This window comes from Cecembia lonarensis LW9 (assembly GCF_000298295.1).
Taxonomy (GTDB): Bacteria; Bacteroidota; Bacteroidia; order Cytophagales; family Cyclobacteriaceae; genus Cecembia; species Cecembia lonarensis.
Genome location: NZ_AMGM01000045.1, coordinates 13,646 through 36,509, shown reverse-complemented (window position 1 = coordinate 36,509; position 22,864 = coordinate 13,646). Strand labels below are relative to the sequence as shown.

16 protein-coding genes and 1 riboswitch are annotated in these 22,864 nt (G+C 42.3%); of the genes, 9 read left to right on the top strand and 7 right to left on the bottom strand.

All coding sequences use genetic code 11. The features are described from left to right. The first annotated feature begins 43 nt into the window (after nt 1-43). The 5 genes from B879_RS13480 (at nt 44) to tenA (ending at nt 4,830) form a co-directional block, all read left to right on the top strand. Nucleotides 44-1,678, top strand: a complete 1,635-nt coding sequence (locus tag B879_RS13480; protein ID WP_202949637.1) for a S8 family peptidase — start codon at nt 44-46, stop codon at nt 1,676-1,678. An 82-nt stretch (nt 1,679-1,760) separates the two neighbouring features. After that, nucleotides 1,761-1,851: riboswitch (TPP riboswitch) on the top strand. Between the two features lie 70 nt (nt 1,852-1,921). Further along, a complete protein-coding gene (gene thiM, locus B879_RS13470) occupies nt 1,922-2,713 on the top strand; it encodes a hydroxyethylthiazole kinase (RefSeq protein WP_009185743.1) in 792 nt (263 codons plus the stop codon). Next, the gene (thiE, locus tag B879_RS13465) at nt 2,710-3,363 is read left to right on the top strand and encodes a thiamine phosphate synthase (protein ID WP_009185742.1); all 654 of its coding nucleotides are present in this window, start codon (nt 2,710-2,712) and stop codon (nt 3,361-3,363) included. Before thiM ends, thiE begins: the two co-directional genes overlap by 4 nt. After that, complete coding sequence (gene thiD / locus B879_RS13460) at nt 3,357-4,190, top strand: bifunctional hydroxymethylpyrimidine kinase/phosphomethylpyrimidine kinase (protein WP_009185741.1); 834 nt, start codon at nt 3,357-3,359, stop codon at nt 4,188-4,190. Before thiE ends, thiD begins: the two co-directional genes overlap by 7 nt. Continuing rightward, nucleotides 4,174-4,830: a thiaminase II gene (gene tenA / locus B879_RS13455; protein WP_040400673.1), complete on the top strand. Its 657-nt coding sequence runs from the start codon at nt 4,174-4,176 to the stop codon at nt 4,828-4,830. Before thiD ends, tenA begins: the two co-directional genes overlap by 17 nt. Before the next feature lie 20 nt (nt 4,831-4,850). On the opposite strand, the gene B879_RS13450 is transcribed toward tenA, so the two are convergent. Beyond that, nucleotides 4,851-7,796 carry an FAD-binding and (Fe-S)-binding domain-containing protein gene (locus tag B879_RS13450; protein ID WP_040400671.1) on the bottom strand — a complete coding sequence of 982 codons (2,946 nt, stop codon included), beginning with the start codon at nt 7,794-7,796 and terminating at the stop codon, nt 4,851-4,853. Nucleotides 7,797-7,910: 114 nt separating this feature from the next. Here B879_RS13450 and B879_RS13445 point away from each other — a divergent pair, with 114 nt between their 5' ends. From B879_RS13445 to B879_RS13435, 3 genes are all read left to right on the top strand, one after another. Beyond that, nucleotides 7,911-8,168: a hypothetical protein gene (locus B879_RS13445; RefSeq protein WP_009185738.1), complete on the top strand. Its 258-nt coding sequence runs from the start codon at nt 7,911-7,913 to the stop codon at nt 8,166-8,168. A gap of 70 nt (nt 8,169-8,238) precedes the next feature. Beyond that, a complete protein-coding gene (locus tag B879_RS13440; RefSeq protein ID WP_009185737.1) occupies nt 8,239-9,012 on the top strand; it encodes a YdcF family protein in 774 nt (257 codons plus the stop codon). 406 nt (nt 9,013-9,418) lie between these two features. After that, the gene (locus B879_RS13435; RefSeq protein WP_009185736.1) at nt 9,419-10,150 is read left to right on the top strand and encodes a hypothetical protein; all 732 of its coding nucleotides are present in this window, start codon (nt 9,419-9,421) and stop codon (nt 10,148-10,150) included. 72 nt (nt 10,151-10,222) lie between these two features. On the opposite strand, the gene B879_RS13430 is transcribed toward B879_RS13435, so the two are convergent. From B879_RS13430 to B879_RS13420, 3 genes are all read right to left on the bottom strand, one after another. Further along, nucleotides 10,223-10,681, bottom strand: coding sequence for a CBS domain-containing protein (locus B879_RS13430; RefSeq protein ID WP_009185735.1), 459 nt, complete (start codon nt 10,679-10,681; stop codon nt 10,223-10,225). Between the two features lie 170 nt (nt 10,682-10,851). Further along, a complete protein-coding gene (locus tag B879_RS13425) occupies nt 10,852-11,586 on the bottom strand; it encodes a copper homeostasis protein CutC (protein WP_009185734.1) in 735 nt (244 codons plus the stop codon). Nucleotides 11,587-11,589: 3 nt separating this feature from the next. Then, the gene (locus tag B879_RS13420) at nt 11,590-12,579 is read right to left on the bottom strand and encodes an isoaspartyl peptidase/L-asparaginase family protein (RefSeq protein ID WP_009185733.1); all 990 of its coding nucleotides are present in this window, start codon (nt 12,577-12,579) and stop codon (nt 11,590-11,592) included. Between the two features lie 117 nt (nt 12,580-12,696). Between B879_RS13420 and B879_RS13415 the strand changes: the two genes are divergently transcribed. Then, complete coding sequence (locus tag B879_RS13415; protein ID WP_009185732.1) at nt 12,697-13,458, top strand: creatininase family protein; 762 nt, start codon at nt 12,697-12,699, stop codon at nt 13,456-13,458. A 239-nt stretch (nt 13,459-13,697) separates the two neighbouring features. On the opposite strand, the gene B879_RS13410 is transcribed toward B879_RS13415, so the two are convergent. From B879_RS13410 to B879_RS13400, 3 genes are all read right to left on the bottom strand, one after another. Beyond that, nucleotides 13,698-17,225 carry a VCBS repeat-containing protein gene (locus B879_RS13410; RefSeq protein WP_009185731.1) on the bottom strand — a complete coding sequence of 1,176 codons (3,528 nt, stop codon included), beginning with the start codon at nt 17,223-17,225 and terminating at the stop codon, nt 13,698-13,700. 154 nt (nt 17,226-17,379) lie between these two features. After that, nucleotides 17,380-19,113, bottom strand: a complete 1,734-nt coding sequence (locus tag B879_RS13405; RefSeq protein ID WP_040400668.1) for a RagB/SusD family nutrient uptake outer membrane protein — start codon at nt 19,111-19,113, stop codon at nt 17,380-17,382. Nucleotides 19,114-19,173: 60 nt separating this feature from the next. Continuing rightward, on the bottom strand, nt 19,174-22,434 hold the full coding sequence (locus B879_RS13400; RefSeq protein WP_009185729.1) for a SusC/RagA family TonB-linked outer membrane protein: 3,261 nt from the start codon (nt 22,432-22,434) through the stop codon (nt 19,174-19,176). Nucleotides 22,435-22,864: the final 430 nt, after the last annotated feature.

Here is a 22,864-nt window from a genome sequence, read left to right as displayed (position 1 = left end):
TTTTATTTGATGGCATTTAAGAAAATACATGAACATGATTGGAATGAACCCTAGAAAAACATCCAGGCTATGCTTGGGAATAGTGCTGGTTTTATCGGCGGCTTGTAGTGCTGTAAAACCCGTTTCTACATCACTGACAGTGCCACAAAATTTAACTTTAAAAAACACCCCTCTTCAGGAATGGGAAATGGAAAACTGGCAGCACCTGGACTTACTTCGGGATACTATCCCTGGAATGAGTGTTGATAGGACCTATGAAGAATTGATCAGGAAAAAGAAGAAAAAACCAATCATTGTGGCTGTATTGGATGCAGGAATAGACCTTGGCCATGAAGACTTGGAACCGGTCCTATGGGTTAACCCTAAGGAAATTGCCGGAACCAACACAGACAATGACGGCAATGGTTTTGTGGATGATGTCCATGGGTATAATTTTTTGGGAGAATCTTATCATGAGCGGTTGGAATACACCAGAATCGTAAGTCTTGGGCTCGGAGACGATAACTATCAGCAAAAAGCAAGGGAGAAATATGATGAGGAAGTATCCAATACACAGGAAACACTGGCAAGAATAGAGGAACTAAAATCTGTCATCCAATTGGCCGACAATACTGCCCAGCAACTTTTGGGTAAACCCACCTATGAACCTGAAGAATTGTCCGGATTGGAAGCCGAAACGCCGGAAATCCAACAAGCGCTCAGCTTTCTTACCAACATGCTGTCCATGTCGGGTAGTTTAAATGCCCTCATGGAAGATTTGGAAGGAGCAGAGGAATATTATTCCGGAAAACTCAAGTATCACCTGAACCTCGAGTTTGATGGTAGGGCAGTGGTGGGAGATGACCCTTATGATTACAGCGACAGAAATTATGGCAACGGCAATCCTAACATTGTTACTTTGGATGAAAGTCACGGGACCCATGTGGCCGGCATTATTGCTGCTGACAGAGAGAATGAATTGGGAATCAAAGGCGTAGCAGACAATGTGCAGATTATGAGTATCAGGGCAGTACCCGATGGAGATGAATACGATAAAGATATAGCCCTGGGGATTCGCTATGCTGTAGACAATGGGGCCAAGATCATCAATGCAAGCTTTGGGAAAGGTTTTTCACCCAATGCAGAATGGGTGTATGAAGCCCTGGAGTATGCTGCCCTCAACAATGTCCTGATTGTCCATGCTGCAGGGAACGATGGTATGGATCTGGATGATCCTGAAAACCCTAATTTCCCAAATGACCACAAATTTCAAAACGGCAGAGAATTCGTGGACAATGTGATTACTGTGGGCGCACTAGGTAGTCAGTATGGACCGCGTATGGTTGCCCCTTTCTCTAACTATGGTGCCAATAACGTGGATGTATTTGCCCCTGGGGCACAGATTTACTCCACCATGCCGGGCAATGAATATGAATTCCAAAGCGGTACCTCCATGGCTGCTCCTGCTGTGGCAGGTGTTGCTGCCCTCATCTGGACTTATTACCCCAAACTGACAGCCGCACAAGTGAAGCGAATCATCATGGAATCAGGCCTGGAAGTTCCAATACAAGTAACATTGAGGACAAATCCTTCCAAGCCCCTCAACCTGCAGGAAATATCCAAATCAGGAAAAATAGTCAACGCCTACAATGCGCTGATTTTAGCCAGGCAAGTAGCCAAAGGGAAAGTGAAAATTTGATTTCAATAAAAAGTTACAAAAATGGTTCATGTTTCAAAAAACATGAACCATTTTTGCTTTATATAGTGTTGCAAATACTGAATAGAAACTTTAGGGGTGCCTTCAGGGCTGAGATCAAACCCTTTGAACCTGATACGGATCATACCGACGAAGGAAAAAGTGATTACCGAAGAATGGTATTGTATATTCCATTCTACTTTTCCTGCTCCTAAAGTTTCAAAAACTATCAAAAATGAAAATTTTATGGAGCAGATCAGCGAATTGTTATCAAAATTAAAAAATCAATCCCCTCTTGTACAGAGCATTACAAACTATGTTGTCATGAACAATACAGCCAATGCACTTTTGGCAGCAGGTGCCTCTCCCATCATGGCACATGCCCAGCCTGAAGTCAAGGATATGGTCAATATTGTCGGAGCCTTAGTAGTCAATATTGGCACCTTAGATGAATATTGGTCTGAAAGCATGATCAAAGCTGCAGCCTATGCCCATGACATCCAAAAACCCTGGATATTGGACCCGGTGGGTGCAGGGGCTACACCGTACAGAAATGAAGTATTGGCCAGTTTGCTGACATTAAAACCAACGGTAATCAGGGGAAATGCTTCAGAAATTATGGCCTTGGCCCAGTTCAACATCCAAAGCAAAGGGGTAGACAGCACCAATTCCTCCGATGAGGCCTTGGAAGCAGGTATACAACTTTCAAAGCAAACCGGTGCTACTGTGGTAATTTCTGGAGAAGTAGACTATATTATTGATGGAGATAGGTTGGCAAAAGTAAAAAACGGCAACCCTATCATGGCAAAAGTGACAGGTATGGGCTGTACGGCTTCAGCTTTGACCGGAGCCATGGTAGCCATAGAAAAGGATATTTTGCTCGCCTGCACTGCTGCCATGGCACTTATGGGCGTGGCCGGTGATATCGCTGCAGAAAAGGCCGAGGGACCGGGAACATTACAACTGCATTTCTATGATGCCTTGTACAACCTTAAGCCAGAAGAGTTTGAAGAAAGAATGATCATAGTGTATCCATGAACCAAACCCCTTTCCCTTATAGGCTGTATTTGGTGACGGATGAGGCCTTATGTCTTGGACGGGATTTTTTCTGGGTGGTAGAAGAGGCCATTAAAGGTGGTGTTGATATTGTCCAACTCCGGGAAAAATCCCTTTCTGCTGACGATTTTATCAGGAAAGCAGAAAAACTCAAGACCATTTGTGATCAAAACCATGTGCCCCTGATCATCAACGATTCCGTTGAAGTAGCCAAAAAAGTCGATGCACAAGGACTTCACATAGGACAGGAAGACACCGGAATTTTGGAAGCCAGAACTTTGCTAGGTTCCCATATACCAATGGGCCTTTCTTTGGAAAGGATGGAGGACTTAAAAAAGCCTCATAGTGAAGAAGCCTGGTATTATGGAGTGAGCCCCATCTATGCTACCCCAACAAAAATGGATACCAAAACTGAATGGGGACTGAATGGACTGGCCCAATTGCGAAGGGTTACGGAAAAACCTTTGGTCGCCATAGGACGCGTGAAAACAGAAAATGCAGCGGCTATCATTAGCCACGGTGCAGACTGCCTTGCAGTGGTATCTGGGATCTGCAGCGCACCAAGTCCTGCCCATGCAGCTGAGGCGTTTAGAAAAAAAATTGAAGCAGGATTAAATCATCAACTATGGTAAATACCTACATTCCAGTGTTAAGCATTGCTGGCTCAGACAGTAGCGGAGGGGCCGGGATACAAGCAGACCTCAAGACCTTTGCTGCTTTGGGCTGCTACGGCATGACGGTCATTACAGCCACCACCGCACAAAATACCCAAGGGGTAAGGGATATACATCCTATCCCAGCTGCCCATATTGAAGCCCAACTGACTACTGTTTTGGAAGATATTCCTCCCAGAGCCATCAAAATAGGCATGGTCAATCAACCAGAGGTGGTGGAAGTATTGGCCCATATCCTTAAAAAATTTCCTCAAATCCCCCTCGTTTTTGATCCTGTTATGGTAGCTACTTCCGGAGACCGATTGATAGCAGATGGCACCGTAGCGCTTTTAAAAGAAAAACTCTTCCCTTTATCCAGTTTGATTACACCTAACCTTGATGAAGCAGCGGTACTGACGGGATACAAGGTGGATACGGTTGATAAAATGAATCAGGCAGGAAAAGCTATCATGGACATGCAGTGTCAGGCTGTATTGATAAAAGGAGGTCACCTAAACAGTCCTGTCATCCGGGATATTCTTTTCCAGAAAAATCAGTCAGTACAATTTTTCGAAAGTCCTTATATCAACACAACCAACCTGCATGGAACCGGCTGTACCCTATCTTCGGCGATTGCTGCAGAACTGGCCAAAGGGAATACCCTATCCCTAGCCGTAGAAAAAGCAAGAAAATATATTTTTGGAGCCTTAGAATCCGGCAAAGATATTAAAACAGGCCATGGCAATGGCCCTCTTAATCATTTCTATCAACCTCAACCACAAATCATCCATGAAATGGACCGCTAAAACCTGGGAACGTATTACTCCGCTTTACGAAAAAATTCTCGATTTGCCTTTCAACAAAGAGTTGACGCAGGGCAATCTTCCTGTGGAAAAGTTCAAATTTTATATGGCCCAGGATGCCTACTATTTGGGCGAATTTGGCAAGGCCCTGAGCACAATCTCTGGGCGTATGGACAAAATGGAACATGTACTGGATTTCGCCCAATTTGCGGCAGGGGCTATTGTGGTGGAAAGGGCTTTACATGAAGGCTATTTCAAAACGCTGGGCATTCCTGATACCATTGAACCTAGCCCAAGCTGCCTGCTTTATACCAATTACCTCCTGAAAGAAGCAAAATATGGCGATGTAGCTGTGGCAGTAGCAGCGGTACTTCCTTGTTTTTGGATTTACAAAAAAGTTGGAGATCATATTTTTGAGCAACAGTCCGAAGTCCAAAACAACCCCTATAAGAACTGGATCGACACCTATGCTGGGGAAGAGTTTGCCGCATCTGTCCACAAAGCCATTGCCATTACAGACGAACTGGCAGCACAATCAAGTTCAAGCACACAAGAAACCATGTTTAAGGCCTTTGAAATGGCCAGCCGACTGGAATGGATGTTTTGGGACAGTGCCTATAGGCTAGAGCAATGGCCGGTATAACTGAGCACCCTTATGACTTGTTATTTTAGCGCCTGGTAAAGGATCTCAACTGGATGTAAGGCCTTTTTTCCTGTCCCATCAGCGATCTGATGGCGGCAGGAAGTGCCAGGGGCAGCAATCAAGGTATTTTCTGAAGCTTCCCTTACGGCAGGAAACAATACCATCTCACCAATTTGCATACTGAGTTCATAATGTTCTTCTTCATAGCCAAATGAACCTGCCATGCCACAGCAACCAGATGGAATGAGCTGCACGTTATAGTTTTTCGGCAAAGACAATAATTTTTGGGTCCAGTTAAGGGAAGAAAGTGCCTTTTGATGGCAATGACCATGGAGTTTGATCAACCTAGATTCCTCTGTAAAAGCGTCTTCCGTAATATTTCCATTGGCAATTTCTTTCCCTAAAAACTCATCGATCAATTGGGTGTGAAACTTTAGCTTTTTCGCTTTTTCGACCAGTTCCGGACTTACCAAACGCGGATATTCATCTTTAAAGCTGAGGATGGCTGAGGGTTCAATACCTATCAGCGGACTGTTTCCATCCACCAGGTCTGCAAAGATCCTTACATTGGCATCGGCATGCTTCCTAGCTTTTTCCAATAAACCTTTAGAAATCGCTGATCGCCCACTTTCTTCATGCTTGACCATCTTTACCTCATAACCCAGTCTTCTTAATAACTGAATGGCCATAATCCCAATGGGTGTGTCATTATAATTGGTGAATTCGTCCACAAAAAGGTAAACACTTTTGATGATTTTTTTCGGCTGAGGCAGTTGATGGTAATTTTTTCTATACCAATCGTATAAGCTTGTTGGATGAATGCGGGGCAGTTCACGCTGTGGCGAAACGCGCAATGCTTTTTTCATCAATGCACCCGTAAACTTATTACTTAGGGTGAAATTTGCAAGAAAAGGGGTCAAATAAGCCAATTTATTCAGCTCATTGATATGGGCAAATGCCTTTGACCTTAGGGGCACTCCATGGGTTTTATGGTATTGGTATTGAAATTCTGCCTTCATACTGGCCATGTCCACATTGGAAGGGCATTCTGCGGTACAACCCTTACACGAAAGACAAAGGTCTAAAGCCTCCTTGATTTCGGGATGGTCGAAAGGGTTAGGCTTTTGATCCATGGTAAGAAACTCCCTGAGCACATTGGCCCTGCCCCTTGTCGTATCTTTTTCATTTCTGCTGGCCTGATAGCTAGGGCACATGGTACCGCCTGAGCTTGGCAATTTTCTACAGTCCCCACTTCCATTACACTTTTCAGCCATTCTGAGTATCCCTCCGACACCTGAAAAATCCATTAAGGTATCATATTCCGGAGTCTCTACATCCGCTTCATATCTCAAAGAAGTGTTCATTGGGGCAGTATCCACAATTTTCCCGGGGTTGAATATATTTTGCGGATCCCAGGTATATTTGATTTTTCTGAATAATTGGTAGTTCTCCTCGCCAACCATCAAAGGGATAAAAGGTGCCCTCACCCTTCCATCTCCATGCTCACCGGATAATGAACCATTGTATTTTTTTACCAACTTGGCCACATCTAAAGAGATCTGATAGAATGCTTCCTGATCCGTTTTTTTCTTTAAGTCCAAAATCGGCCTCAAATGGATTTCGCCAGCGCCGGCATGGGCATAATGCACAGGTTTTTGTCCATATGCTTCCATCATTTTATCAAACTCATCGATGTAATTGGCAAGATCCTCAATATCAACAGCCGTATCCTCAATACAGGCTACCGCCTTGGGATCACCGGGAATGTTCGCCAATAGCCCCAAACCTGCGCTTCTCAAAGCCCATGCAGATGCTGTCAGACTTGGGTCAATCACAGGAAAAGCATATCCCAAATTGGCCATTTTTAGATCTTCAATCAATTTATTCCCTTTGGCCCTGGCCTCTTCCTCAGATTTCCCCCTAAACTCAACCATCAGCAAAGCCATTGGGTCTCCTTCTACGAAATACCTGTTCTTGTTGTATTCCAAGCTTTCTTTGGTGCAGTCCAAAATGATCTTATCCATCAATTCTACAGCAGTAGCCGTGTGCTTCATGGCCACCTGGGCAGCCTTCATGCTTTCATTGATGGAATGAAAATGAGCTGCCACCACAATGTCAACAGGCTCTGGCAAGGGATCTAAGGACAGTTTGATTTCTGTGGTAAATGCCAAAGTACCTTCCGATCCGCTAAGTAACTTGCACATATTGAAAGGTGATGTCTGTGAGGAAAAAACCTCAGTCTCCAACAAGGCATCCACCGCATAGCCTGTATTTCTTCTGTGTATGGATTTTTTGGGGAAATTGACTGCAATATTTTCCTGAACCTGTTGGTCAGAAAGCGAAGATTGAAGCTGCCTGTAAATCTCCCCTTCCAGGTTATCCAATGCACACTTGGCCTCAAAACCCGCTTTGTCCATATTCTTAAAAATGGCCTCTGAACCATCGCTAAGAAAAGTCTTCAATTCCAAAACTTTATCTCTGGTGGTACCATAGACAATGGAAGTGGTTCCTGAGGAATTATTTCCAACCATTCCCCCTATCATGGCCCTATTGGCTGTGGAGGTAATGGGACTAAAGAAAAGTCCATGAGGTTTGAGGAACCTATTGAGTTCATCCCTTACGACTCCCGGTTGGACCCTTACCCACCTTTCCTCTTTGTTGAATTCAATAATTTGTGTGAAATGCCTGGAAACATCTACCACTATGCCATTTCCAACACATTGGCCTGCTAAAGATGTGCCTGCTGTTCTTGGAATCAAAGAGGTACCATGTGCCCCTGCAAATTGAATCAATTGCTGGATATCTTCAGCTGTTTTTGGAAAAGCCACCGCCAAAGGGATTTCCCGATAAACTGAGGCATCCGTAGCGTAAAGCGTTTTAGTTAGGCTATCAATTTTCAGTTCTCCCTTTAATTGACCGGCCAGTTTCTCCAACAAAGGCAATAGATTTGGTTTGGTAGATGTCATGCAGCAAAAATAAGCAATAGCAGATTCTATGATACGGCCTTTTGGAAATAAATCCAAAATATTGTTAGCAGGTGAAAATTTTGAAAAAAATGTTTTTTTACTTATTTTAGAATTATGGCAGGAGGAACTTCAGCTTTTACTATGGCACAATCGTCGAAAGACAACAGGAACATTCTTTCAAAAAGAAGCAGGATGGCTGATAATCCCTATAATTCAAAGGTTGCCAGAGTCACACTTAATGAACCCAAAATGTACGACGAAATGATTACTGAAAGATTTGAAAGAAAAAAAGCACATGAGTTTTCAAGGAAGGCTGTGCTGTTCATTTTTGGCATTTTGGTTGTACTTTCTATTTCCTTATTTTTTATTTAGACCTGCGATCCCATTTCCATTCCCACCTATTCCGGGCCATTGATTATATTGCTGGAAAATTTGATATGTTATGTTTTTCTACCTTTCTCAGTTTTTGAGCTTTTTGGTCATGCCCCTGACCATCATCTTAATTGCATTAATCCTTGGTTTTATCTGGAGGAAAAAACCTATAGGCCGAAAGCTTCAAATCACAGGCATCATCTTACTGTTGTTTTTCTCCAATCAGTTCTTTTCCAATTTGGCCATGCACCTATGGGAAGATGAGCTCAAACCAATAGCAACATTGCCGGATTTTGAAATGGGAATAGTCTTGACCGGAGTGACCAACCTGAGCAAGACGGTGGATGACCGTACCCTGTTCAACAAAGGGGCTGACAGGGCCACGCATGCCGTACAATTGTACAAATTGGGCAAAATTCAGAGGGTTTTGATCACGGGTGGGCAGGGATTAAACCCTACCAATCCCAATACCGAAGCTGAATTGTTGAGAGACTTTATGCTGATCGCGGGTGTTGACCCGAATGATATCCTGATAGAAAGGGAAGCAAAAAACACCAGACAAAACGCACTGTTTACCAAGGAAATGTTGACCCAATCAAATGCTGACTTTGATAAAGAGGAATACTTACTGATCACCTCAGCATTCCATATGAAGCGGGCCAAGGGTTGTTTTGACAAAGTCGGTATTCCGGTGTACACTTTCCCAGTGGACTATTACGCAGAAGACATCCACTTTAGCATCCCACAGCTGCTCTTTCCCAGCCCCCAATCCATTTTGCTCTGGCAGAAATTGTTTAAAGAATGGATCGGCTTAATAACCTATAAATTAGCGGGGTATATCTAAAGCAGAACCGAAATAAGCATGATGTAAATTGTGTAAGATATCATTTATTTCAGGACAGAAAAAGGACCCTTTGAGATCCTTAAGATCAAAATTATGGTAGTGAAATAGGATTTTGTTCAACTCGATAGTTTAAGAAAAAGCTATTAAATGTATAATTGATACCAAAATCCCCTGTCCTAACCCGTAGACCTCCCGACCATCTCCCGTGTAAACTCCGACCATTCACCGACTTTTTGAGATGGATCAAGAAAATATATATTTTTTCTAATGTAAAACTTTCTCAAAAAAATCGAATGAATGAAAGGTACACTGTGAAATTTTGGCTCAAATTTTGTAAATGAAATTAAGTAAAATCTTTTGAATACAGCAACCAATGGGTTTATTCACCTAATCTATTAAAACTATTATGAAGACTTCAAAAACGATTTTAGCCATACTAGCAATCGCGGTAACTTTTGCTTTTACTTCCTGCAACAATGAGGATGAAATCCCTGGAACCGGCGAAGGAAAATTAGGACTTGCTTTTGTTTTGAATAACAGTACCGCAAGTGCTGCAAATGCAAGAATTAAAAACAGTAACCTGACAATTGAAAACGGGTTCATTCAGATCAAAGAACTGGAACTTGAAGTAGAAGGTCAAAATGATATTGGAAGCTTCGAGAAAGAAATTGAAATCAAATTCAGGGATATAAGAAAAGTAAGCTTCAATGACTTTGATGAATCTGTTGACTTCTTTATCAACATCGAAGCCGGTGAGTACAAAGAAATTGAACTGGAACTGGACCTGATTGATTATAGAAATGAACCTTCCATTTATATCGAAGGAACTTATGCTTCTCAAGGTGGCGCTGCTATCCCAGTGGTTTTCGAATATTATGGAGATGACATTGATTTTGAAGTAGAAATTGAAGCTAAGGATGGGGGATATTTCACAATAGATGCCAGAAACAATCCTTTGGCTCTCTTCGAAATCAATGCAGTGAATTGGTTTAGAGGTGTTTCCGATTCAAAATTTGAAAATGCAACATTGACCGATGGCGTCATGCTCATCAAAAGAGACAGCAATAGGGAGATTTATTCAAGAATAACCAGAAACATCAAGGAGTTTGCTGATATCGAAATTGAATTAAGAAGGTAACAACAAAAAAATTAAAATAAATAGAAAGTGGCTGTATGGCAAGAGAAAACAGCCACTTTTATTTTTTGAAGTCTACCAAGTAGTAGATCTCAATTTGGGAAAAGCCCTTATAACATCTGAGAGGGATATCTGACCGATCAATTTTCCATCTTTTAACACAGGAAACCTTCTTATTTTCAGATCTAGAAATTTCTGCGCAGCATCAAAGAGACTCAAGTCAGGAGAAAGGGTAATTACATCCTCTGTCATATGGTCTGCCACTGTACCGGGAAATTTAGGGGTATTGGAATACTTGCCTTTGATAATTTCTTTTAAGCAATCCACTTCCGAAATAATTCCAATCAACCGCCCCTCTTTATCCACCACCGGTGCGCCTGAAATCTTTCTCTTGGTCAGGACCTCCAGGACGTGGTCAATGGAATCCTCTGCATGAAATGTTACCAAACTGGTACTCATATGGTCTTTGACCAGTACGGGAAGGTTATTTTTTTTGGGCTCTGCTATCCTTACGCCCTGAAAACTTTTCACCATAGTTATTTTGAGTTTGAGTGTATCGAATAAATTACAAATTTTTACACTAAAATCAAAACGAAATTTCTAATTAAAATTTAATACCGATACAATACACTTAATTTTAATATTTTTATGATATCACGTAAAATTTAAAATTTCTGATTTTGACTATTTTTTCTACCCTAAGGCTACAGCACCATCTGTTTCAAGAATGCTTCAACCTGCCTTTTATCAATGCTCAATACTTGTTGAAAAGCCTGTTTATCCGGGGACAACTGAACACTGGGGTGGGCGTATTTACTTATCGTAGGCCTGAATGATTTACAACTCGCATGAATTTCTCTCAACTCACCGCTAGCCTTTAATGGACCAAGGTGCTCCACTTTTAAACCTCCGCCAGGCATGATGATAATCCTTCCAGCCGCTTGTTTTAAAAAATTTAAAATATTGGACAGACCGGCAGTAACCGTATTTTCTCCTCCAGAAGTCAGTATTCGTTTGAACCCAAGTGAAATGAGGGTTTCAATAGCATCTTCCTTATTACGGCAGATATCAAAGGCCCTATGAAAAGTACAGGGACTTCCTTCGGCTGCATCAATTAAGACCTTACAGGCTTCCCTATCTACATGCCCTTGCTGATCCAAAACACCAAAAACAAAACCATCAGCCCCATAAGATTTCAAAATCTGAATATCTCTTTGCATGACCTCCAACTCCTCGGGCGTATATACAAAATCACCCCCTCTAGGCCGAATCATTACAAAAATAGGAATCTGGATTTTTTCTTTAAGAAATGACAAGTTGCCTACTGAAGGTGTCTCTCCACCTTCCCCAAAATCGGAACAAAGCTCTATTCTATGGATGCCAAACTGCTCAGCCAATAAGGCTGCTTCTACGGTATAAACAGGTGCTTCTAAAACCATATCCTAAAATTTGTAACCAGCATTTAAAAGCGCATTGCCCCCGGTATGATGCATGGCATAAGTAAAGCCTTTTTGAACCGCATAAGCGCCATATTCCCCATCCTTATTTATGGCCAAAAATCCAGCTTGGATATCCTTGATGTCTTTCTCGTTTTTTGCAACCAATCGCCTGACCGCTTCCTCACAGGCCTCCTGCGGTGTGCGCCCCTGACGCATCAGCTCGACAATCAAAAAGCTGCCACAGATGCGGATAATGGATTCACCCAATCCAGTGGCCGTAGCGGCACCCACCTCATCATCTACATAAAGACCTGCCCCAATGATGGGACTGTCCCCTACCCTTCCATGCATTTTAAAGGCCAAACCAGAGGTTGTACAGGAACCGGCCAGTTTCCCATCTGCCCCCAAAGCAATCATGCCAATGGTATCATGATTTTCAATGTTAATGATGGGTTTGTACTTGGACTCTACTTTCCACTTTTGATAAGCTTCCTCCGCTTTAGGACTCAACACCTCTTCTTCCATGGGAAATCCCTGTGCTATGGCAAATTGTCTTGCACCTTCGCCGGCAAGCATCACATGCGGGGTCTCCTCCATGACCTTTCTCGCCAAAGAAATGGGATGCCTGACCTGCCTGACAAAGGCCACAGAACCACAGGAACCATCACCTTTCATGATAGAAGCATCCAAAGTTGGAATACCTTCCCTATCAGGTAATCCCTGCAGGCCTACAGACAGGTTATCCATATCCAATTCAGTCACCATCACCCCCTCTTCTACTGCGGACACCAAATCCCCCGTCTCCATCAAGACCTCCCAGGCTTTATCATTAGCCGGCATCCCATGGTCCCAAGTGGAAAGTATCAAAGGTTTGAATTTCTCATTAGTATTCCGATATTGAGATTGGCCAAAAGCTGGCATCATGCCTGCAGGCAATAAAAAAGAAGAAGAAGCTAAGGCTTTTTTGAGAAAGGATCGTCTGTTACTCATCATATCAAAGGGGTTAATCAATAAAAAACCAATATTCAAAAAATATGGCAGAATAAGAGATTCTTTTTCAATATTTTTATAAAAGAGAAATGATTGTACAATCCTCTATAATAATAAACCATGCGACCTTATCTATTAGCTGAAAACAATTGGAAAAATTTAAAGGAGCAACGCTTTGACCTTGCCGTTCTTCCTTGGGGAGCCACTGAAGCCCATAATTATCACCTCCCATATGGAACTGATATTTTTGAGGCAGAGGCCATATCGGCAGCAGCCGGAAAAGTGGCCTGGGAACAAGGGGCTAAAGTCATTGTTCTCCCTACTATACCATTTGGTGTAAACACCGGACAAAGTGATATTTACCTGGATATCAACATGAACCCAAGTACCCAACTCGCCATTATCCGTGACATCCTTACGGTCTTGAACCGACAGGGAATCAAAAAATTTCTGATTCTCAACAGCCATGGGGGCAATGACTTCAAAACCATATTAAGGGAATTAGGCCTGGAGTTTCCCGAAATGTTGCTGATGAGCTGCAACTGGTACCAAGCCTTGGACAAAACCCTTTACTTTGATGTAGCTGGAGATCATGCAGATGAAATGGAAACCAGTCTCATCATGTATTTACACCCACACTTAGTGCTACCGCTTTCAGAAGCAGGTGATGGAAATGAGAAAAAATCAATTTTTACCGGTGTCAGTGAAAAATGGGCCTGGGCAGAACGTCGCTGGTCTTCCGTCACCGAAGATACCGGTATCGGTAATCCTAAAAAATCAAATGCGGAAAAAGGGGAAAGGTACTTTAATGACATCGCTCAGAAGGTAGGAGAACTGATGGTTGAAATTGCCAATGCAGACCTTAAAAAGCTTTATAAGTAATGGAATACAGTCCACCTTCACCAAGGTTAAACTTTCATACCCTTCATTTGGAAGAGTAGTATTGAATTAGATTATTGATCTGAACCACAACTTGTCCCGAAAGTCGGAAAAAGCCACAAAAGAAAACAAAAGAATCTACCTGTTCAGGTACTGGTATTCCATGCCCAGACTTTTGTACCCTTTTGTGTTCTTTTGTGGTTGAAAAAACCTCCTTGTTTCCTCAAATTTTTATCAAAAACTCAAAACTCCAAATCGACTAGTTCGCCTTTGAAATTTACACCCCGAATTTGCTTCACGCCATTTGGCACGGGAATTCTCCTGCTGGAGTTGGAAATAAACCCTGACCTATTCCCAATGTCAACCCTTCGCTTTTGTCCATTTTCCAATTCAAAAAGTAGCGTATGCACATCATGAGGTGGATGGATCAAACTTTCTGCTTTGGGGGTATTTTTTGGTTGGTGAACCAACAGTCTATCCCTGTTCTGCGATGAAAGGTAAAGGGCTTGCCCATTAACATCATAGATTAATGCCATGGATTTGGCATCACCCGTTACCACAAATCCGCTTTCATGGGATCGTGTTGGTTCAAAATTACCATTTCCATCTCCTAATAAAACCAATCCCGTGAAGGCATCATACCTGCCAGCAAAAACCTCATTGCCATAATCATTCCCTACCAATACCAAATCCAAATACCCATCTCCATCTACATCGTCCACTACCATCCCATTGACGGGAGCAATCTGAGCCAACAAGGGTAATTCATGGATTTTAAATTGGCCATTTCCAAGATTTTCAACCCAAGCGCTCCTATCATAATTACCTTTCAATACCAAAGCACCTTCCAGCTCTTCCTTCGTGAAAAAGTTAGCTTCAGTAACCTTGGCATATTCCTTATAGCGGTTAAATTTCCTTCTGAAAAGGGTGCTCTGCCCATACAAATCATCCCAGTAATGGGCGGGTACAGAGACATAATTCCCAGTATCATCTTTGAAATAGGTGAAAATAACCGGATCTATGCTGCGGTTACCGTCAAAGTCCTTTCCATACACCGTAACCGGCCTTTTCTCAGTCGGTTGATAGAGGTTATTGGCTCCCAGATTCCCTACGGCAAAGTCAATCCTACCATCTCCATTAAAATCACCCGCAACAATACTGTTCCACCAACCCAAATGATTTTCCAAGCCGGTATCAGCAAGTTTCTCCAATCCATTTCCGGTATTTCTGAATATAGTTATTGGCATCAACTCTCCCACTAAAACCAAATCCACCAAGCCATCTTGATCCACATCTGTCCAAAGTGCATCAGTGACCATGCCAACCTGCCTTAATCTTGGCGCTAATAAATCAGTTACGTCTTCCAGTTTACCCTGATTATTCCGTAACAAAACGCTTTGATCAGGAAAAGGATACTGCCCAATTGGACTGCGTCCACCAACAAACAGATCCAAATAACCATCCCCATCAAAGTCTGCCACCTTTACCACTGAACCACTGATTTTATCAGCCGCTAAAGCCTCTTGAGAAGATTGGAAATTACCCTTGCCGTCATTGATATACAACCTGTCTACATACTCCTCTGCCTCCAAGCCGAATTCAGAACTCCCCGAAACCAAATAAAGGTCCAAGTCTCCATCATTGTCCACATCAAAGAGCACCATGCCCATCTCTTCAAAGCGCTTCTCATCCACCGTTTGAAACAGGTCCACACCAGAGAAAATACCTGCTGTATTCTGTATGAAGATGCGGGGCGAAAAGCCGGAAGCACTGCCTACAATAAAATCTTCAAGTCCATCTCCATTGATGTCTCCGACCACCAATCCAGGACCAAACTGTGTCAATTTATGCGGCAAAGTACGCTGAATATTGTAATCTATCTTATCAACCTCCTGGTGGACAAAATCAATCCCCTTTTCATATGAAACTTCCTCCACAAGGTGACTAACTTTTTTGGAAGTAAAAGGAAAATCAAGATCAAAGAGTGATTTAGATTGGGCATTACTGTGTTCCAAAACGATAAGTTCATTCACTTTTTCAGGCCTAACCATTTCATATTTTCCATCCTGCCAAAAAACTTCCAGAGCCGTAATTCCATCCTGAGCTCCAAGCCCAAAATGAACCACATCTTCAACAGCTGACATGTAGCCTCTGGAAACATGCTGTTCATGGTATTGAAAAGCACCATCCTCCAACCGAAGGACAAGCTTCGCTCCTATACCCATGGGGTTTTGTTGATCCCCTTTTAATTTCACCCTTAGGAAATTCCTTTTTCCCTTCTCCTGATTGGTTTTATTTTCAAAGACAAAAGCAGGATCATTGATGTTATTGACCACATAATCCAAATCCCCATCCCCATCAAGGTCAACGAAAACTGCCCCATTGGAGAAGGAAGGTTTATTTAAACCCCAACTTTCACCCACATCCTCAAAAGTCCAATCTCCCTTATTTCGAAAAGAATAATTAGGGATTTTGACTATTGGAATAGAATCAAGAAGCTGTCTTACGGTAGCCACATTGCCCACATCTGCTCTGTAATTGGCAAAATCCTTGTCGGTGATGTCTCTTGGAAACCCATTGGTAATCAATAAATCCCTTTGGCCATCGTTGTCCACGTCTACGAAAAGAGGGGACCAAGACCAGTCTGTCTGATATATGCCCGCCATAAAACCAACTTCGCTGAAGGGGATCCCAGGGCCATTTCCTACATGCAGCATATTCCGTACATGTTGGTATTCGTATCCCCACTCTTCATTGTTGATATAGACCTGATAGGAATTTTTGGCTATGGTGGTTTTTTTTCTATAGTTGGTTTCACCCAACATATCTAAGGTGATGATGTCCAAATAGCCATCATTGTTATAATCCGCAATATCAGACCCCATAGAAAACATACTTTGATGTCTGATGAATTCCTTGGTCTTATTTGAAAAAGTCCCATCTTGATTATTGATGTACAAAATATCATTGGGCATGTAATCATTGGAAATGTAAAGGTCAGGCCAACCATCTTGATTGATGTCAGCTACAGCCAGGCCCAGTCCAAATCCTTCTATGGTAATGCCCGCCTCAATAGTGACATCGGAAAAGGTACCATCTCCATTGTTTTTATACAGTCTATCATTGTTAATTGCCGAACCATCGGTGATCTTCTCCCTAAAATTTGAGGGAGCTCCTTTAACCTGTTCGTTATTCAATACATACAAATCCAATAGCCCATCATTGTTATAGTCAAAAAAAGTGGCCATCATACTGTTACCATTTTCAGCAATCCCATGATCAGCCGCCATTTCTTTAAAGTAAGGTTTCCCGTCTTTATCTAAACCTTGATTGACAAAGAGCATATTGGCTCTTCGGGCTTTGTCTTCATACATGGCCGCACAGACATAAATATCCAACCAGCCATCCCCATTGATGTCTACTACCGTTACGCCTGTACTCCATCGGTCCGCGGCAGCTGTACCCGAACTTCCTGTAATGTCTTCAAACTTAAGATTGCCTTTATTCAAGTATAGTGCATTGGGCACTTGATTTCCTGTAAAGTACAAATCAGGCAATCCATCATTATTAAAATCACCAACAGCCACCCCTCCTCCATTGAAAATGTATTCATCGGTCAAAATATTAAAGGTATCCGACTCTATAATCCTATTGTCGAATTGAATACCTGTATCATTGGCGGATTTGAAGACAAATAAGGTGTCTGCCTTTTTGGAACATGCACTGAATAACAGTAATAGGATAATGATTGGTAATCTGAAGAATTTCATACTATTTAACAGGAAGGCTGGGCAAATATCATTTGAAATTAAGATTAAAAAGTAGAATTTCTAAAGTCAAAGACTGATTTTTTTTCACGCGTATACAAAAATAAAGAGATGGCACAAGTACCATCTCTTTAATCCATTATAGATCTAATAGGTATTAGAAACCAGGGTTTTGTCTTAATTTATCAGAACCCATCAAGTCAATCTGATTTTGAGGAATTGGAAGCCATTCATCACGGCCTGCGGTGAATACAGCTCCACCTAAGGCTCCTTGCAAAATTGAGGCATCCAAAGCCAGATAGAAATCAATGGCTTCTTTGGCTATGCCCCATCTTACCAAATCATAGAATCTATGACCTTCCATACCAAGCTCAAGGTTTCTTTCAAACCTAACCGCTGTTCTAGCAGTATTGGCATCTGTCCAAGGAGCATTATACAACTCTACAACATAATTAGCTGCAGGCTGTCCATTGTCTCTCAACAATTCAGAATTTTTAGCACGCTCTCTGACTCGGTTTACCAATGCTCTGGCAGCCTCAAGGTTACCCAACTCCACTTCTGCTTCAGCGGCCATCAACAGCACATCAGCAAAACGGATGATCAAAAAGTTGATACCGGTATATCCTGGAGTCCAAGAAGAGTTATCTTGGAAAGTACCTTGTTCAGCACGCTGATACACATACTTCTTAGGCGCATAAGGTCCACCATTTGGTTGGTTACGTACCCAAGCCTCACCCGGATGGTCTTGCCAATCCAAATAAGGGATACCTCTTCTACCTACGGTATGGTCCAATCTTGGATCCAATGGACCTGCATCAGGAGTAAACGGCTCAGCAGAAGTCAAGCCCATATCACTAACCACCCTATTGGCCGGCTGATTGAACGAATTGTCCAATAAAGGTAAACCATTGTTTGTTCTGAAAGAATTCACAAAGGTAAAGCTAGGCTGGAAGAACCCACAACAGTTACCAGGACCACTTGGACCGGTATTGTATGGGAAATTCAAGTCAAACTCAGGGTTGGCATTGTTTACCGTACCTGTACCAGCAGCAGATTGATAAGCCCAAATAGATTCCTGATGGTTATCGTTGGCGCCACGGAACATGTCGTCATAATAAGGCACAAGGTCATAACGAAGGTTATTGCTTGTAACCCCATTGGCAATCACATCATCAAATACCTGCTTAGCTTCAGCGAATTTTTTAGCATAGAGTAGTGTTTTACCCAAATATGCTTTAGCTGCCCAAGAATTCACCCTACCAACCTGAGGTTGCGTCGCAGGAAGATTCTCTGCTGCAAACCTGAATTCAGCCTCGATGAAAGGAAGCATCTCCTGGTCATTACTCAAGTTATCAAACTCCTCCATTCCATAATCTACCGTATGTGGTATAATTGGAACTTTATTGAAGTTTCTATACAATTGGAAATAATAATGCGCTCTTAGGAATCTGGCCTGTGCCTCAAATCCCCTAGCCTGCGCATCTGTGACATCATTCCCCCTAGAATCTAGTAACCTGAGCACATTGTTACTTCTTGCAATGCCCTCGTAATTCCCATTCCAGTTTTCTTCGAGAATATTAATTGTTGAAAATGCCTCATACCTTTGAATAGGATTAATAGTAACAAAATCACCTGGGTCGGTTCCTTTGTTAGCATCTCCACCTCTTATACTTCCCCATACCCAGTTGGAAGGAGAAGCCATTCGCTGAAACCTTCCATTAACCTGAGAATAAGCCGCAATCAAAGCCGCGTCAATACCTGCCAAGGAAGATAATTGCGCTTCTGATAACTGGCCCACCACCGGAACTTCTAAGAAGTCCTCACAACTTGACGCAAACAACAGCGTTCCTGCTGTGAGCATCGTAGCCATTTGAATTTTAAATCTTTTCATATTTCAGTAATTACTTTTGAAATTTTCCTCGTTAACAAAACGTTTGATATATTGTTTGACTTAGAAGCTTAAATTTAAGCCTACAGTGTACTGTCTTGTCACAGGGTAGTTACCAACATCAATACCATAAGCCAAGTCAACGTTACCACCAACCATTGGATCCAATCCATCATATCCAGTAATCGTAAACAAGTTGTTACCGGCAACAAATACTCTCAATCTTTCCAGTTTCCATCTTTGCAACAAGTTATTCGGCATGGTATAACCTAATGTCAGGTTTTGAAGTCTCAAGAAAGAGCCATCCACCACATAATAACTGTTTTCTACACCTGATGTACTGAAGCTAGCTGTTTTATCAGCCACTGGCACTGAAGTATTTGGATTATCAGGAGTCCATGAATCCAACAACCTTCTCGACACAGCTGCACCTTCAAATGTTGGGAAGAAGTCAGTAAACCATCTCCACTGTGCCCAAATCTTATTACCAGCAGTTCCGAAGAAATAGGCTGACATATCAAAGTTTTTGTAAGCAACAGTGAAATTTAAACCTCCAGTGAATTTTGGAACCGGAGATCCCAAGAACTGTCTATCATCTGGCGTGATTCTTCCGTCCCCATCAGTATCCACATACCTGAATCGACCAGGAGCAGCACCATCTTGAGTAGCGTGATTAGCTACTTCCTCCGCATTTTGGAAGAGCCCATCCACTACATACCCAAAGAAAGAGGAAATAGGTCTACCCACTTGGTTTCTGATTGGACGGATACCCCTAAAGGCAGGATCAGCCGCACCACCAATGATGAAGTCAATACCTGGTGCCAAGAATACGATTTCGTTTCTCAAGAAACCACCATTCACTTGCAGGTCATATCTCCAGTCCGAAGAGAAATTACCCTTAGTAGCGATGGTAATGTCCACACCACGGTTCATCATTTCACCAATGTTTACCGCAGGTGCAGCAGCATTAAATCCAGCCACAGAGGCGATTGGAACCTGGAACAATAGATCTCTTGTATCTTTTTGCCATAAATCCACAATGACATCCAATCTACCATTGAAGGCGGTACCATCAAAACCAATGTTTTTGGTTACAGCAGTTTCCCATCTCGCATTCGGGTTTCCAATCCTGGTTCTTCTGAATCCGATAATAGCAGAACTATTGGTACCTGCGATATCATAAGAAGAAGCTCCTAAGTCACCACCAAATAAGGAGAATTGGTTGTTAGGATCCACGTTGTTAGAGTTACCCATCTGTCCCCAACCACCTCGGATTTTCAAATCATCCAACCAAGTAGCTGAAGACATGAACTCCTCTGAAGACAACCTCCAAGCAGCTGAGAAAGCTGGGAAAGTACCCCATCTGGTGTTTGGACCAAACCTGGAGGAACCATCACGTCTTACCACAGCACTGAAGATGTATTTGTCATTATAGGTATAATTAACCCTGGAGAAGTATGAAAGGAAATTCACCCCTAAGAACTGACCAGAGTTGGCAATCCTAGTGGCAAAAGGCAGGTTAGAAATGGTAATGAAATTAGGATCCTCAGAGAAAGGATTCTGACCTACCGTGTTCATATTTCTACCAGAACCAGTATTTAAGGCCTCTTGACCTACCAATACATCAAATTGATGCCTATCGATTGTTTTCTTCCATTGCGCAGTATTGGTCAAAACCCACTGCATGCTGTATCCAGAAAATTCATTGTAGCCGAAAGCTGAGTTATTCTCCGAGTTTTCATATTGCAATCTGGAGAAGCCTACACCATAGAAGTTATTGTACTGACCACCAATAGAGGATCTGAAAACCAAATCTTTCACCGGCTCAAACTCTACATATACGTTACCAAAAGCATTGGCATCGAAGTTTCTGTTGTTGGCTATTCCCTCTCTGTTGGCAACTGGATTTCTTGGGTTGTTGAAGCCCCTTGCCGCTGTACCTGCATATCCACCAAATTCGTCAAAAACTGGAATCATGGATGGCATACGGAAAGCCTGCAAGATGTCATTCTCATCCTGAGCTACCCTTTGTCCTCCACCTGCACCGGTTTGACCCAGTCTTTGGATGTAAGTAGCCTGGAAGTTTTGTCCTACACGAATTTTGCTTCCGATGTCATGCTCAGAATTGGCTCTCAATGAAATTCTTCTAAAATCATTGTTCAACAAGATACCGGCTTGCTCCTGAATACCTAAACCTAAGAAGAATCGGCTGGTAGCTGATCCACCTGAGAAGCCTAGGGAATGTCTTTGCAGAGGCGCTCTTCTGGTTACAGCATCAAACCAATCTGTACCTTCTCCTGTAGCGGCCCTCACCAACTGATGAACCGGACCTCTTCTTGGATCGATATTGTATAATGCTCTTTGCTCTTCTAATTGAGCGGGAGTAAGAGGACCTGGAACACCTGCTGCACCACCCACGTTGATATAGTAAGGCAATACAGGTCTAGGGCCATTACCTAATTGTGGGTGTCCAAAGTTAGGGGCACGGCCATCAATTCTTGCTTGGTTGATTTCAGCCAACCAGGTAACATCAGCATATTCCTGTGGATTGGTCATATCCAAACCACGTCCCGGATCGGTGAAGCCCATCATACCATTGTAATCAAATCTCAGTTTCTGAGCTCTCTTGCTACCTCTTTTGGTGGTATATACAATAACACCGTTAGCTGCCCTAGCACCATAAATGGAAGCAGCAGCAGCATCTTTCAAGGTTGTTACTGATTCAATATCATCCGGGTTCAAGAAATCTGTATTGGTAGTTGGCACACCATCAACGATATAAAGCGGCTCGTTACCACCAAAAGCACCAAAACCACGCACCCTGATCTGGGAAGCCGTACCCGGCTGACCATTGGTTACCACAGTCACACCGGCAATCCTACCTTGTAAGGTCTGCTCAATATTTCCTGTTGGAATAATTGTCAAATCTTTAGGATCTACGGTTGAAATGGCACCTGTCGTTTCCCTTCGGCTATCAATGGTATAACCTGTTACGATCAATTCCGTCAAAGTCCTTTCATCGGGCTGCATTGAGAAATCGATAACTGATCGGTTACCTACCATTTGTTCAACAGTTCGATAACCTATAAAAGAGAAGACCAACACGGCTTCATTACTAGGGACATTGAGGGAGAATTTTCCATCGATGTCAGTAGCTGTACCTGTGGTCGTTCCTTTCACCAAAACGGTGACACCAGGAAGTCCATCCCCGAATTCATCCAGGATAGTTCCTGTTACCGTTCGCTGTGCCAACGCTGTGGCACTTGAAAGCACTAAGAGTAATAAAAATACACTTAGACTTTTGTAAAGTTTTTCCATAAACATAGATTGATTGGGTAATAATTATTAATTGATAAGGTTTGAAAGCAATTAATTTTTTGATAATCATGCAATCGTTTGCAGAAAATTGCAAAATTATTGCAATAGTTTGCAGAGTATTTTTCTGTTCTTCTATTGCTGACTATACCTTAGCAGACAATGCTGCTAGTCTACTATTTTGATTATTTATCTATCAAAATGTCTGATTTTTGCTTGCTAAATCGATTTTGTTATCCTGTGAATAAAGAAGGGGTTATGATCATAGGCAGAGATTTTAGGTTTTTTGTCATTGAACATCGTCGAATTATAAGTATAAAGTAATTAAATCACAATCTAATTCTGCAATTTAACGCCATTATGGTGGAATGTTAGGTTTTTACACTCCACGGCAACTAATTTAAGAGAATAATGATTAATTCAAAAATTTTACTCAATA